This window comes from Sphingosinicella xenopeptidilytica (assembly GCF_042676985.1).
Taxonomy (GTDB): domain Bacteria; phylum Pseudomonadota; class Alphaproteobacteria; order Sphingomonadales; family Sphingomonadaceae; genus Sphingosinicella; species Sphingosinicella xenopeptidilytica.
On record NZ_JBHTIK010000004.1, the window covers coordinates 287,067 to 298,645 of the forward strand.

Here is an 11,579-nt window from a genome sequence, read left to right on the forward strand (position 1 = left end):
GGGACACCGTGACGGACGACAGCGCGGATCAGGAATTCGACGTCAAGCGCGACCGGCTGGTGATCCTCGCCTCATCGCTCGGCACCATCTTCGAATGGTATGATTTCTTCATCTACGGCACGCTCGCCGCGCTGCTCGGGCGCATGTTCTTCCAGGTGGAAAGCGAAACGCTTGCCTTCCTGCTCAGCCTCGCGACCTTTGCCGTGGGCTTCCTCGTCCGCCCGCTCGGCGCAATCCTGTTCGGCTATCTCGGCGATAAGGTGGGCCGGAAATACACGTTCCTCGTCACGATCACCGTCATGGGCCTCGCCACCGCCGCGATCGGCCTGCTGCCGACCTACGCGCAGATCGGTGTCGCGGCGCCGCTGATCCTCATCGGGCTTCGTTTCGCGCAGGGCCTCGCGCTCGGCGGTGAATATGGCGGCGCAGCGGTTTACGTCGCTGAGCACGCGCCCGCACACCGGCGCGGCTTCTACACGAGCTGGATCCAGATTGCCGTGGTCGGCGGCTTCCTGCTCTCGATCATCGTCGTCGTCTCCACGACCGCGATCATCGGCAAGGAGGCGTTCGAAGCGTGGGGCTGGCGCATTCCGTTCCTCGCCTCGCTGATCCTCCTCGCGATCTCGCTCTGGATCCGCCTGAAGCTGAACGAAAGCCCGGTGTTCCGCGCCATGAAAGCTGCGGGAAACACATCGTCCAATCCGTTCGTCGAGAGCATCCGCGAAAAGGGCAACCTCGGCCGCATCCTCATCGCGCTCTGCATCGCCGCGGGTTTCACGGTGATCTGGTACAACGCGCAGTTCTACACGCTCTATTTCCTGCAAGGCGCATCGCGTGTCGCAGAGGCTGACGCCCGCCTCCTTGTTGGCGCGGCGGTAATCGTCGGCGCGCCGAGCTTCATCTTCTTCGGCTGGCTCTCCGACCGGGTCGGCCGCAAGCCCGTGATCCTCACCGGCTTCGCGCTCACGCTCGTGCTGCTGTTCCCGCTCTACTGGCTGATCTCGGCGGCGGCGAACCCGGCGCTGGAACGCGCGATGACCGCGCATCCGGTCACCATCGTCACGCCCGAAGCCTGCCGCTACGACCCCTTCTCGGACGGGCAGCAGGGCGCCTGCGCCGAAACGCTCGAATGGTTCGCGGCGAACGGTCTCAACTACACGCGCACGCCTGCGGACGTGGCGGAGGTCGAGGTCCGCGTCGCCGACGCGCGCATCCCGGGTTTCCAACCGGAGGCGTTCCGCGCGGCGCTCGGTGCGGCGGGCTATCCCGAAAGCTCGGACAGCGGTGAGCGGCAGGGGTGGCTCGTCGTCCTCGCCGCCTCCGTGCTGACGCTGCTCACCGGCATGACCTATGGCCCCGCCGCAGCGATGCTCGTCGAGCTGTTCCCGGCGCGTATCCGCTACACGTCGATGTCGGTGCCATACCACATCGGCACCGGCGTCTTCGGCGGGCTTCTGCCGCTCGTTTCACAATACATCGTCGTGTCCTCGGGCGCCGTGTTCGGCGGCCTCTGGTACACGTTCGTCATCGTCACCGTCGCGATGCTGGTGACGTATTTCTACCTGCCCGAAACGCGCGGACGAGACATCGGCGGCTAAGCTATTTGAGTTTCGCCTTGAACCACCCGAGCGCCTCGTCCCACGCCGCCTTCGCCGCCGCCGGGTCGTAGCTCGGGCGATAGTCGGCGAGGAAGCCGTGGTCGGCCTCGGGGTAGAGGATGATCTTCGAGGGCGACTTCGCCTTTTCGAGCGCGGCCTTCATCGCATCCACGTCGGCCACCGGGATGCCCTTGTCCTTGCCGCCGTAGAGCCCGAGCACTGGCGCCTTCAGCCGCGCGGGGACCTCGATCGGCTGGCTCGTCGTGATCGGCGGCTTGTTCTCGCCGGTGAGCCGCCCGTACCATGCGACGCCCGCATCGACGCGCGGGCTGTAGGCAGCGTAGAGCCACGTGATACGCCCGCCCCAGCAGAAGCCGGTGATGCCGAGCTTCGACGGATCGCCGCCGTCCGCCGCCGCGAATGCTGCCGCGCGGTCGAGATCGTCCATCACGATCGCGTCGGGTACCTTCGAAACGATCGTCGAAACCAGTTTCTGGATATCGCTTTCCTTCGTCGCGTCGCCCCAGCGCGCATAGAGATCGGGCGCGATCGCGTAATAGCCCGCGTGGGCGAGGCGGCGGCAGATGTCCTTGATCCATTCGTGCACGCCGAAAATCTCGTGCACCACCAGGATCACCGGCGCACGCCCGCTGCTTGCGGGTTTCACGCGGTACGCGGGCATCTGGCCCTGCTGCACGGAGATCGAGAGCATACGCTCGTCGAGTCCCTTGAGATCGGTCTTGAGCGTGCTGGCGGCGACGGGCTGCACGGCGGCGGCGAAACCGGCGGCGAACGTACCGCCGACGAGCACACCCCGGCGCGAGAGGCCGGTCGAGGCGACCCAGTTCCGGTCTTCGGGCAAACGGTCGGTTGTCATGGCGATGGCTCCCTCTTTTTCACGTGCGAACGAAGGCGAGGGCGCTTTCAGTGTAAGGGGGGATGGGCGCCCGCGGCGACAATGCACCACCGGCATTTTTGTTGCCAGTACAACGCGGTGATGCGGATAATTATAGGGCGGCCCCGGTATGATACCGAGGCCGCCCGTTTTGGCAGCGTGACCCGTTTTTCAAGCACCGTTCTGTTCGCGGTCGGCACATCGGCGGGTGATCGCCGGTCGGAGCGGGTGAGATGGTCGTTGTTCTCGTTGTCGTATGCCGCAGTTCCGAATGCCGCCGAGGGTGGCCCCAGGGTCACCGCAGACAAAGCATGGACCATGCCAGATGATGGAAACGGCGCATTCCGGCGGCGAGGCCGGGCACCTACTTTCAAGGCTGTAAAGAAGATCGACAGCCGCTATTCCTGATCCTGCAACGCATCAGCGGAGACGGGCAATGGCGGACTCGCGTTCGGTCACGATTTCAACCGCAAAGGCGGGCATCGGCTTTGGCACGGCGCTCGCGATCACGATTTCGTGGAGCCTCCACAAATCGATCCTGTGGGCGATCGTCCACGGCTTCTTCTCGTGGTTCTATGTCCTTTACTATGTGCTGAAGCGCTGACCCGCGTCCTGAATTTCGCTATGATCGCTGCGCCCGGCGGGAGGGGGCGTGGGATGGTGCGCAAGATACTCGGAACATTCGCAGGGATCGTCGTCGCCATGCTGGTGGTCGGCGCGATGGATTACGTCAGCCGCATGGTGGTGCCGGGGGTAGCAAGCGCGGGAGATTTCGCCGCTGTGCCGACCAAGGCGAAGATGATCATGGCGCTCGGCTGGTTTCTGGCGACGCTCCTTGGCGGGCTCCTTGCCGTGCGCGTCACGCGCTGGGCCACGGCGGCCTGGATCATCGCCGGGCTGATCCTCGCGGCGTGCCTCTACAACGGCTTCACGATTCCAGGCGTGCCGCTGTGGATGCAGATCGCGGGCGTGGCCGCGCCGCTTCTCGCCGGACTGATCGTGCGGGCCGTTTCGAAACCCGCCTGATCGATCAGGCCCTAGGGCCGATCGACATTCAGAAGATGGCGTGCGGAAATTCGCCATTTGCAGGCCGCCAGAGCTGAATGGCGACCCGCCCTAGAGCTGGCAGGTGCCTTCGCGCGTCTCGGGCGCAGCACCGGCGCGATACCAGCGCGTCTTGCCGGGCAGCGCGGCGGCATCCTGATAGCAGACCTCGGCCGCCTTTCCGGCGAGGTCGATCAGCACGGTCCACTGGTGGTCGCCGCAATTGTGCTGTTCGCACGCCCAAGAGGCGACCTTGCCGTTCTTCACCTCGATCGGCGCCGAAGGGCCGCCGTTCGCGCCCATCACCCAGCCGAGCACGGCCTTTTCCGAGATAGCGGCGGCGATCGCGGCCTTGACGACGGGCTGATCGAAGAAGGCGACATCGTTCACCTTGTCGAACGGATATTTGCCGGCATAGGCGGCGAGATCGATCCCATTAGCGCCAATGCCCGCGCCGGTCTCCGCCGACGCCGGTGATGCGGTTTCGACATCGGCTTCCGGCGTCGTGCCGCCTGCCGCCGCATCCACGCTGTTCGGGTCCGTGGCATCCACCTTGGGCTGGTCCGCCGGGGCCGCATTGTCGCACGCGACGGCCACAAACCCCGCGAGCAGGATCACCAGTGTCCGCATCTTTCGTTCCCTCCCGTTCAGGTCTCTTGCGGCATTATGGCAGTGATGGGCCAGGCTTGTCATCCGCGCGGTCGAGAAGATCGTCGGTCACGTCCATCAGCAGCAGCGGCTCGTCCGCGGCATCCTCGATCGCGTCCACGAAAGCCGCGCGCGTTTCAGGCTCGTCGTAGGTCATTTTCGCGTCATAGGCGCGCCGCCAGGTCGCCTCGTCTGGCCACTCGGCCATGCCGATGAAGCGGCCTTCCGCGTCCCGGTGCAGGCGCGAGCCGAGGCTGCCGTAGTGTTCGCGGATCAGTTCGGTGCCGCGTCGCCACGCTGCGCGGAACTGCGCTTCCTTGCCGGGTTTCACCTTCCACCAATAGGCTGCGACGAACATAGTCCCTGCCTCCGTTTTTCAGCCTCGTGCCGAATGAACGCACGGCACGCCGAAAAGCGCCTTGGAGCCGGGCCGATTCAGGCATAGCCTGCGCGCAAAAGCTCCCGAGGAGGATTGTTTCATGCGCCTGTTCAGCCTGGCCGCCACCATCGTCATCGCCGCTGCTGTCACCTTCGCCAGCCCAGCGCTTGCCGCGCTCGCCGTGGGTGCAAAGGCGCCGGTGTTCGCGACGAAAGCGTCGCTTGCCGGAAAACCCTTCGATTTCTCGCTCGCCGCGGCGCTGAAAAAGGGCCCGGTCGTGCTCTATTTCTTCCCCGCCGCCTTCACGCCCGGCTGCACAGTCGAGGCCAATGCCTTCGCCGATGCGACCGACGATTTCGCCAAGATGGGCGCGACCGTCATCGGCATGTCCAACGACCCGATCGAGAAGCTCAACGAATTCTCGGTGAAGGAATGCCGCAACAAGTTCGCCGTCGGCGTCGCCGACAAGGCGCTCATCGGGAAATACGATGTGCCGCTGGCGCTGATGCCCGGCCGCTCGAACCGCACGTCCTACGTGATCGCGCCCGACGGCAAGATCCTCTTCGTGCATTCGGAAATGGCGCCCAAGGGCCACATCACCGGCACATTGGCCGCCGTGAAGGCATGGCACGCCGCGCACGCGGGCACCAAGGGCGCGAAGTAGGCTTCAGAAGCTCAGGAACGTCTTGAAGCCGCCGTAGATCATGCGCTTGCCGTCGAACGGCGTGTTTTCGTGGTCGTGCTTCAAGCGTTCGTCGGCCATCACCTTGGTATTGATCGCATCCCGCGCCTCGCGTGACGGATAGGTGATCCACGAGAAGACCACGACCTCGCCGTCCTGCGCCTGAACCGCACGCGGAAACGACGTCAGCTCGCCGTAGGGCACATCGTCGGCGACGCACTCCACGTAGGAAAGCGCGCCATGCTCCATCCACACCTCGCCCGCCAGCGTGGCAAGCGCCCGATACTCGTCCAGCTGATCCTGCGGCACCGCGAGCACGAAACCATCGACGTAGGTCATGCAAAGTCTCCCTAGCGCGCGTTTTTCTCATGAGTCGCACCAACCATAGGTGAAGTAAGCAATAAGCAAGAAGTGCGTGCAAGACTTGTACGATGATTGATGCGCTTCTTCGGTTTGCTTCGCTCGACACGCTGGTGTTCGCGCTTGTTCTTGGCGGCGTTGCTGCGGGAATTGGGCTGGAACGCCTGCTTCCCAGAAGCGGACGCAGGCAAACCCGGAAGGGTGGGCGGAGCCGGCCTTGGCAAGCGCCTTCTGTGCCGCAGATCAGTATCGCTGATCCCGCCGAGCAACTTCGTGTTGTCGCGGCGGCTGAGTTTACGAAGCAAACCCTTCTCAACAAGCAGGAGGCGCGCGTCCTTTATGCTGCGGAGCGTGCCGTTGCCGAAACAGGGCTGAAATGGCGCGTGATGGCTCAGGTCAGTCTGGGCGAAATCCTGCGTTCGGAGAACGCACGCGCCTTTGCAGCGATCAACTCAAAACGCGTCGACCTTCTGGTGATCTCGCAATCGGGTGAACCACTTGCTGCGATCGAGTATCAGGGCAGCGGCCACTATCAGAATACCGCGGCCATTCGCGATGCCGTGAAGAAGGAAGCGCTACGTAAGGCTGGCGTTCGCTATATCGAAGTTATGGGCAGGCATACCGCAGACGATGTCCGACGGGAGATCAGCCGGCTCGCCTTTGAACTTTTGCCCGCCTAGGTACATCGTTTTAATCCGCAACTCATCGCAGCCACGGGAACCAGCCTCAGTCCTGCCCATTTTACTTGCCGTACGGATCGGAAAGGAACGGCGATGGGCGCGAAGGTCAGCAAGCTCCATGAAGACGAATTGCCCGGGCATGAGAGCCGGCTAGAACCCAAGCCCGATTGGGAGCCGCGCTATCCGGGCTCCGGGAGGCTGAAAGGCAAGGTCGCGCTCATCACCGGCGCGGACAGCGGCATCGGGCGGGCGGTGGCGGCGCTTTATGCGCGGGAGGGGGCGAAGGTCGCGATCCTTTATCTATGCGAGCACGACGATGCGAAGGAAACAGCCCGGATCGTGAAGGACGAAGGCGGCAAGGCGCTGACCATCGCAGGCGATATCGGCGACAAGGTGTTCTGCGCGGACGCGGTCGCGAAGGTGGTGAAGGCGTTCGGCGGGATCGACATCCTCGTCAACAACGCGGGCGAGCAGCACCCGGACAAAGACATCACCGACATCACGGACAAGCAGCTTCGGCGCACGTTCCAGACCAACGTGTTCGGCATGTTCTACCTGACACAGGCGGCGATGCCGCACCTGAAGGCGGGCGCGGCGATCATCAACTGCACCAGCGTCACCATGTACAAAGGCTCCGAAGAACTGCTCGATTATTCCGCGACGAAAGGCGCGATCACGGCATTCACGCGCAGCCTGTCCCAGAACCTCGTCGAAAAGGGTATCCGGGTGAATGCCGTGGCGCCCGGCCCGATCTGGACCCCGCTCAACCCCTGCGGCGGTGCGAGTGAGGAGAAGCTGGAACACTTCGGAGAGTCGACGCCGATGGGCCGCCCCGGCCAGCCGAGTGAAGTCGCGCCGTCGTTCCTGTTCCTCGCCTGCGAGGATGCCAGCTACATGAGCGGGCAGGTGCTGCATCCGAACGGCGGCGTCATCGTGAACGGCTGATTGCTTGCGTCCCTCGCCGTCCGCGCCTTATGGGTCCGGCTCAGCAGCAGGAGCGGGCGATGGCCGACGAAGAGTATGTTTACGACGAAGAGACCGGCGAGTGGATCAGCGCGGCCGAGGCGGCTGCGCGGTCCGTCGTCGAGGTGCGCGACGCGGCAGGGAACCTGCTTGCGGATGGCGACAGTGTCACGCTCGTCAAGGATCTGAAGGTGAAGGGCGCGGGGCAGACGCTCAAGGTCGGCACCGTTATCAAGTCGATCCGCCTGACCGGCGACCCGCAGGAAATCGATTGCCGCTTCGATGGCATCAAGGGCCTCGTCCTGCGCGCGGAGTTCGTGAAAAAGCGATAGGCCGAGCAGCACGGCTCTTTCGACTCTCGAGAGTTTGGGTTAGAACAAAAGAAGAACAATCTTCGCCCGGATCCGTGCGTCATGCAGTTCCGTTTCGATTTCGCGCGCTTCGATTTCGAGCCGTGGCGCGCCGTGCTGTCCGTTCTCGTGGACGGGGTGGAGCTGTCCCGTCGCCTGCCGTTCGATCAACTGGTCAAATCGATGATCAGCGGACGCACTAAGGATGCCGTCTCCGCGCGATCCTACAGGTCCTTGCGCGCGCAGTTCCCAACAGGCCCATCGCTCGCCATGGCAACGCCGGTCGAGGTCGAGCGATTGATCGCGCATGTGACCTTTCCGGAGGTGAAGGCGGCGCATGTTGTGGATGCCGCGAAACTGGTGGGGCAGGCGTGGCAGGACTATGATCTGACCCCACTCTCTGGGATGCCGCCGCAGGTGCGGCTCGAATGGCTCGAACGCCTGCCGGGCGTCGGCCGCAAGGTGGCGGCATCGACGCTGAACGCGAGCACGCTGCGGCTGCCGGTGTACATCGTCGACACGCATGTCTGGCGTGTGATCGTACGCACCGGCATCGTGCCCGCGAACGCGACGCCGCGCGACGTGAGCATGTTCGTGACGGAATCGATGCAGGATTGGGACGGCGAGACATTCACCCTGTTCCACGTCGCGGTGAAACGGCTCGGGCAGACGCTTTGTCGCGATACCAAACTGCTCTGCCACCTGTGCCCGCTGGCGGCGGACTGCGCTACGGCGCGTGCGCGGGGAGGCGTTCGATCAGTGCGGTTGCCGCCGCGGGCGCGCGGACCTTGGCGCCGTTGATCATGAAGACGAACGTATCACGGTCCCCTTTCGCCCAGCCGCTTGCCTTCGCGGCCCAATCATCGAGCGCGGCGGGTGTGTAGCCCGTCGGCACATCCTCCTCGGCGCGCTGGAGGCGGGCGTAGGCGAAATCGGCGGTGGCCTCGTCGATTGTCGGGTAGCCGGGCTTGTCTGCATAGACGATCGCTGCGCCCGCATCCTTCGCGAGCTTCACGAAGGCGGCATCCTCGAAGCTCGCGTGGCGGACCTCCAGCGCGTGGCGAAGGGGACGACTACCTAGCTTTTCGGGAAGGCGCTTCAGGAAGCCACCGAAGTCTTCCGGGTCGAAGGCCTTGGTGTGCGGGAACTGCCAGAGGATGGGGCCGAGCTTGTCTTCCAGCGCCTCAAGGCCTTGCCCCAGAAACTTCGCGACCGACTCTGCGCCGTCCGCGAGTTTCTTGCGGACCGTGGTGAAGCGGGAGGCCTTCACGGTGAACACGAACCCCTCGGGCGCGGCATCCGCCCACTTGGCGAAGCTCGCGGGCTTGAAGCTGCTGTAGAAGGTGCCGTTGATCTCGATGGCGCCGAGCCGCGCGGCGGCATATTCAAGCTCCCGCGCCTGCACGAGACCTTCGGGGTAGAAAGTGCCGCGCCATGGTTCGTAGGTCCAGCCGCCGATGCCGACGCGTATCTTCCCCCCGCTCACTGACTATGCAGCCCAGGCGAGCGGCAGCGGAAGTTGCACCTTCTCCACGGCCTCGCCGAGCGACCACGATCCGCGCGCAATGTGGCGGCCCGCGCCGACATGACTTTCGATCAGCACCAACTCGTCCGCCCGCCAGCTGATCGGGTCGACGCCTTCCGTGCCTGTGCGCCACTGGCGGCCGTGCGCCAGCGTCATGTGCGGCGGCGAGGCGGGCACCTCCGCCGAAACACCCGCGCCCCCAAGCCGCTGCACGAGATCGTGCCGGAAGCTCTCGATGAAGGTCAGCGGCTCCGACGCGGTGAGTAGCGCGCAGTCGTTCGCGCGGACAAGCTGATCGAACACCGGACGCTGGGCGGGGAGGCGCACATCGTGCAGGGCCTCTCCAATCCGCTCCACAAGGCGCGGCTGCGGCGCCTCATAGGTGCCGCCGATCATCGCGAGCGTGATGTGCAGCCGGTCCGCAGGAAGCCGCGACCCGGCGAGGTGATAGACGGAGCCCATCATGCCAAGCGTCGTGCCAAGCAGCGTCGGCGGACGCAGCGCGAGGAAGTAGCGATGGAAAACGACGTTCTGCATATGCACGCCTCTTTCGTTCCCTGTCTGTTCATATAGAACAAACGTGGAACATCTTGCAAGCCCATCAACGCTCACAGGATAAACGCACGAAGCCGCATCCAGTTCTCCCGCTTCAGGTCTGCGGGCACCGCGCAGGCGCCGCTGCTGGAAAGGAGCGTGAGAACGCGCCAGCGCGCCACGTCCTCGCCGAGCTGCCGCAGCCCGATCCGCTCGGCGGTGCGACCGTTGAACGCGATCGCCTCCAGCGCGGGGAGTGCATCTGTCATCGCGGTGAGGTCGCGCGCGGCGGGATCGCGGATGGCGCTGTCGAGGCTCCCCGCGCGCTCGGCATGGGCGATCACGTCCCACAAGCCGATGCCGCGCGCGAGCAGTGCCTCCAGCCGCGCCGCATAGGGAAGCGTGGGCAGGTCGGCGCCCGTCACCGCGCCCATCAACCGCCAGAACCCGTTCCCCGGATTGGCATAATACTCCCGTGCCGCGAGCGACGCCCGCCCCGGCAGGCTGCCGAGCACAAGGACCCGCGTGCGCGCATCCGCCACGGGCGGGAAGGCGTGGTCGCGGGTGCGTGCGGGAGCGGCGGGTGTGGTCATCAAATGGGCTTCCGGCAGGCAAAGGTGAGAAAAGTTACACCAAGGCGAGCGATTCCCGGATGCGTATCAGTCGTCCTGGTTGTTGAACATGAGGTTTTCGAGATCCTCCGGGTGCATCCGTTTGTGCGGATCGGGCGGGCAGACGGGCATGAGCGCATCGAGCGCGCGGGCGATATCCGGGATGATGGCGGAGGGTGCGGGTAGGGTGGCGGGGATGGCGCCTGTTACTTCCGCGGTTGTGGCCGCCGTTTCGGTGGATGGGACCGCGCGGCGGCGATGGTCTGGCGCGCGGTATCGTTCTGGATGGTGCGCGCGGAGGAGGAACATGAGCAGGCGATCATTATAGCGGGTGCGGATGTGGATGACGTTGCCGTCCCTGTCGAGCACCGCATCTTCAACGCCGTTCACCGCGCGATCGAAGGCGATATCGACGAGACGGCGCGAGGCGTTTGCGATTGCGGCTTCCCACGCGGCGGCGAAACCCTCCGCGCCCGGCGCGCGGCGCAAACGATAACAGGAATTCGCCGACATGTGGACGGCGCGCGCCGCGTCCACGACCGATCCGGTATCGGCAAGCGCCTCTATGAACTCGCGCTGCCGCTGGGGTGTCCAGCCGTCCGACCGGCGCTGGCGCGCGACGGGAATCCATTCGTAATCATCGGGATTGAAGCCATGCGCGTCGCGCACGGCGGGCGCGGCGCTCGGGCCGGGGGCGTGGGTCTGATCGGTCATCTGTAAGGATTAACCGATTTGGTACGCTGTAGGACAATGGAATTTTTAAGGTGCAGGGTGCCCCTCAGTATACCGTTGTCAGCATGTCGATGGCGGCCATAATTGTTTCGCGGTGATCTGCCATCGAAGCGGTGGGCGCATCAGGTTGCGAAGTGGCAACGCGGCGATAAGGCGCTCGCGGCCAAGGCGGTAAAGGGGTTCCGGGCGCGCATGGTCCTTAGTGGCCGATATCGCTCAATAGAACATCAAAAAATGGACCATTCCGTCGTTTTGCGTCCTCAAGAAGCTTGTCGTATCCAAAGACCTCGGTGTATATTTTGAAGCCTTCATGGTAATTAAATAGCGATTTGGAATCCCAAGAAATTTTAAAATCATAGTCTTGAGAAAGTTTCCTTAGTGATGGTTCTAGATCAGCTACTACGTATGCTGTGATCTGCGTGGTGGGTGATACAGTGATCGTAGCACCATCTTTTGTCACAAAAGATCCACGTTCTCTAATCTGGCGAACAGTATCGTTTATCTGCTTAGGTTTCGTGGACAAAGGGTATCCATAGCTTGATTGAGGCGAGAGCGACAAAGCCGAGGTAGGACTCGCG

Annotated in this window: 17 protein-coding genes; 8 read left to right on the top strand and 9 right to left on the bottom strand. The window is 64.1% G+C overall.

Translation table 11 applies throughout. The features are described 5' to 3' along the window. Positions 1-8 precede the first annotated feature (8 nt). The gene (locus ACFQ00_RS07890; protein ID WP_381488663.1) at positions 9-1,598 is read left to right on the top strand and encodes an MFS transporter; all 1,590 of its coding nucleotides are present in this window, start codon (positions 9-11) and stop codon (positions 1,596-1,598) included. Between the two features lies 1 nt (position 1,599). On the opposite strand, the gene ACFQ00_RS07895 is transcribed toward ACFQ00_RS07890, so the two are convergent. Further along, positions 1,600-2,475 carry a dienelactone hydrolase family protein gene (locus ACFQ00_RS07895; RefSeq protein WP_381488667.1) on the bottom strand — a complete coding sequence of 292 codons (876 nt, stop codon included), beginning with the start codon at positions 2,473-2,475 and terminating at the stop codon, positions 1,600-1,602. Positions 2,476-2,929: 454 nt separating this feature from the next. Here ACFQ00_RS07895 and ACFQ00_RS07900 point away from each other — a divergent pair, with 454 nt between their 5' ends. Beyond that, a complete protein-coding gene (locus tag ACFQ00_RS07900; protein ID WP_374592608.1) occupies positions 2,930-3,097 on the top strand; it encodes a hypothetical protein in 168 nt (55 codons plus the stop codon). A gap of 53 nt (positions 3,098-3,150) precedes the next feature. Beyond that, positions 3,151-3,519 (top strand): hypothetical protein, encoded by a 369-nt coding sequence (locus tag ACFQ00_RS07905; protein WP_381488670.1) that lies wholly within the window; start codon positions 3,151-3,153, stop codon positions 3,517-3,519. Positions 3,520-3,609: 90 nt separating this feature from the next. On the opposite strand, the gene ACFQ00_RS07910 is transcribed toward ACFQ00_RS07905, so the two are convergent. Beyond that, entirely contained in the window at positions 3,610-4,167 is a 558-nt protein-coding gene (locus tag ACFQ00_RS07910; protein WP_381488673.1) for a hypothetical protein, read from the bottom strand. A 34-nt stretch (positions 4,168-4,201) separates the two neighbouring features. After that, entirely contained in the window at positions 4,202-4,543 is a 342-nt protein-coding gene (locus tag ACFQ00_RS07915) for an antibiotic biosynthesis monooxygenase family protein (RefSeq protein ID WP_381488675.1), read from the bottom strand. A 121-nt stretch (positions 4,544-4,664) separates the two neighbouring features. Between ACFQ00_RS07915 and ACFQ00_RS07920 the strand changes: the two genes are divergently transcribed. Further along, positions 4,665-5,228 carry a peroxiredoxin gene (locus ACFQ00_RS07920; protein ID WP_381488678.1) on the top strand — a complete coding sequence of 188 codons (564 nt, stop codon included), beginning with the start codon at positions 4,665-4,667 and terminating at the stop codon, positions 5,226-5,228. A gap of 3 nt (positions 5,229-5,231) precedes the next feature. Here the strand turns inward: ACFQ00_RS07920 and ACFQ00_RS07925 are convergent, their stop codons facing one another. Continuing rightward, positions 5,232-5,585: a DUF1428 domain-containing protein gene (locus tag ACFQ00_RS07925; protein ID WP_381488680.1), complete on the bottom strand. Its 354-nt coding sequence runs from the start codon at positions 5,583-5,585 to the stop codon at positions 5,232-5,234. A gap of 92 nt (positions 5,586-5,677) precedes the next feature. On the opposite strand from ACFQ00_RS07925, the gene ACFQ00_RS07930 reads away from it, so the two are divergent. The 4 genes from ACFQ00_RS07930 (at position 5,678) to ACFQ00_RS07945 (ending at position 8,400) form a co-directional block, all read left to right on the top strand. Further along, positions 5,678-6,286 (top strand): DUF2726 domain-containing protein, encoded by a 609-nt coding sequence (locus tag ACFQ00_RS07930; protein WP_381488682.1) that lies wholly within the window; start codon positions 5,678-5,680, stop codon positions 6,284-6,286. 93 nt (positions 6,287-6,379) lie between these two features. Next, positions 6,380-7,231 (top strand): SDR family oxidoreductase, encoded by an 852-nt coding sequence (locus ACFQ00_RS07935; protein ID WP_381488685.1) that lies wholly within the window; start codon positions 6,380-6,382, stop codon positions 7,229-7,231. 59 nt (positions 7,232-7,290) lie between these two features. Beyond that, positions 7,291-7,581, top strand: coding sequence for an alkylphosphonate utilization protein (locus tag ACFQ00_RS07940; RefSeq protein WP_381488688.1), 291 nt, complete (start codon positions 7,291-7,293; stop codon positions 7,579-7,581). A gap of 81 nt (positions 7,582-7,662) precedes the next feature. Then, positions 7,663-8,400: an endonuclease III domain-containing protein gene (locus ACFQ00_RS07945; protein WP_381488691.1), complete on the top strand. Its 738-nt coding sequence runs from the start codon at positions 7,663-7,665 to the stop codon at positions 8,398-8,400. On the opposite strand, the gene ACFQ00_RS07950 is transcribed toward ACFQ00_RS07945, so the two are convergent. The 5 genes from ACFQ00_RS07950 to ACFQ00_RS07970 form a co-directional block, all read right to left on the bottom strand. After that, on the bottom strand, positions 8,327-9,085 hold the full coding sequence (locus tag ACFQ00_RS07950) for a DUF72 domain-containing protein (RefSeq protein ID WP_381488695.1): 759 nt from the start codon (positions 9,083-9,085) through the stop codon (positions 8,327-8,329). The two genes, ACFQ00_RS07945 and ACFQ00_RS07950, sit on opposite strands and share 74 nt — an antisense overlap. A 3-nt stretch (positions 9,086-9,088) precedes the next feature. After that, entirely contained in the window at positions 9,089-9,661 is a 573-nt protein-coding gene (locus ACFQ00_RS07955; RefSeq protein ID WP_381488697.1) for a 2'-5' RNA ligase family protein, read from the bottom strand. A gap of 71 nt (positions 9,662-9,732) precedes the next feature. Then, positions 9,733-10,251 carry a DNA-deoxyinosine glycosylase gene (locus ACFQ00_RS07960; RefSeq protein ID WP_381488700.1) on the bottom strand — a complete coding sequence of 173 codons (519 nt, stop codon included), beginning with the start codon at positions 10,249-10,251 and terminating at the stop codon, positions 9,733-9,735. A gap of 66 nt (positions 10,252-10,317) precedes the next feature. Further along, a complete protein-coding gene (locus ACFQ00_RS07965; protein ID WP_381488702.1) occupies positions 10,318-10,983 on the bottom strand; it encodes a hypothetical protein in 666 nt (221 codons plus the stop codon). A gap of 217 nt (positions 10,984-11,200) precedes the next feature. After that, a partial coding sequence (locus tag ACFQ00_RS07970) for a hypothetical protein (RefSeq protein WP_381488705.1) occupies positions 11,201-11,579 on the bottom strand: 379 nt, incomplete at its 5' end.

What these genes read in the sequence shown, in the direction of transcription:
- ACFQ00_RS07905 (WP_381488670.1), top strand. Translation starts at nt 3,151, where the DNA reads ATGGTGCGCAAGATACTCGGAACATTCGCAGGGATCGTCGTCGCCATG.
- ACFQ00_RS07895 (WP_381488667.1), bottom strand. Translation starts at nt 2,475, where the DNA reads ATGACAACCGACCGTTTGCCCGAAGACCGGAACTGGGTCGCCTCGACC.
- ACFQ00_RS07935 (WP_381488685.1), top strand. Translation starts at nt 6,380, where the DNA reads ATGGGCGCGAAGGTCAGCAAGCTCCATGAAGACGAATTGCCCGGGCAT.
- ACFQ00_RS07965 (WP_381488702.1), bottom strand. Translation starts at nt 10,983, where the DNA reads ATGACCGATCAGACCCACGCCCCCGGCCCGAGCGCCGCGCCCGCCGTG.
- ACFQ00_RS07915 (WP_381488675.1), bottom strand. Translation starts at nt 4,543, where the DNA reads ATGTTCGTCGCAGCCTATTGGTGGAAGGTGAAACCCGGCAAGGAAGCG.
- ACFQ00_RS07955 (WP_381488697.1), bottom strand. Translation starts at nt 9,661, where the DNA reads ATGCAGAACGTCGTTTTCCATCGCTACTTCCTCGCGCTGCGTCCGCCG.
- ACFQ00_RS07910 (WP_381488673.1), bottom strand. Translation starts at nt 4,167, where the DNA reads ATGCGGACACTGGTGATCCTGCTCGCGGGGTTTGTGGCCGTCGCGTGC.
- ACFQ00_RS07925 (WP_381488680.1), bottom strand. Translation starts at nt 5,585, where the DNA reads ATGACCTACGTCGATGGTTTCGTGCTCGCGGTGCCGCAGGATCAGCTG.
- ACFQ00_RS07945 (WP_381488691.1), top strand. Translation starts at nt 7,663, where the DNA reads ATGCAGTTCCGTTTCGATTTCGCGCGCTTCGATTTCGAGCCGTGGCGC.
- ACFQ00_RS07930 (WP_381488682.1), top strand. Translation starts at nt 5,678, where the DNA reads ATGATTGATGCGCTTCTTCGGTTTGCTTCGCTCGACACGCTGGTGTTC.
- ACFQ00_RS07920 (WP_381488678.1), top strand. Translation starts at nt 4,665, where the DNA reads ATGCGCCTGTTCAGCCTGGCCGCCACCATCGTCATCGCCGCTGCTGTC.
- ACFQ00_RS07960 (WP_381488700.1), bottom strand. Translation starts at nt 10,251, where the DNA reads ATGACCACACCCGCCGCTCCCGCACGCACCCGCGACCACGCCTTCCCG.
- ACFQ00_RS07940 (WP_381488688.1), top strand. Translation starts at nt 7,291, where the DNA reads ATGGCCGACGAAGAGTATGTTTACGACGAAGAGACCGGCGAGTGGATC.
- ACFQ00_RS07900 (WP_374592608.1), top strand. Translation starts at nt 2,930, where the DNA reads ATGGCGGACTCGCGTTCGGTCACGATTTCAACCGCAAAGGCGGGCATC.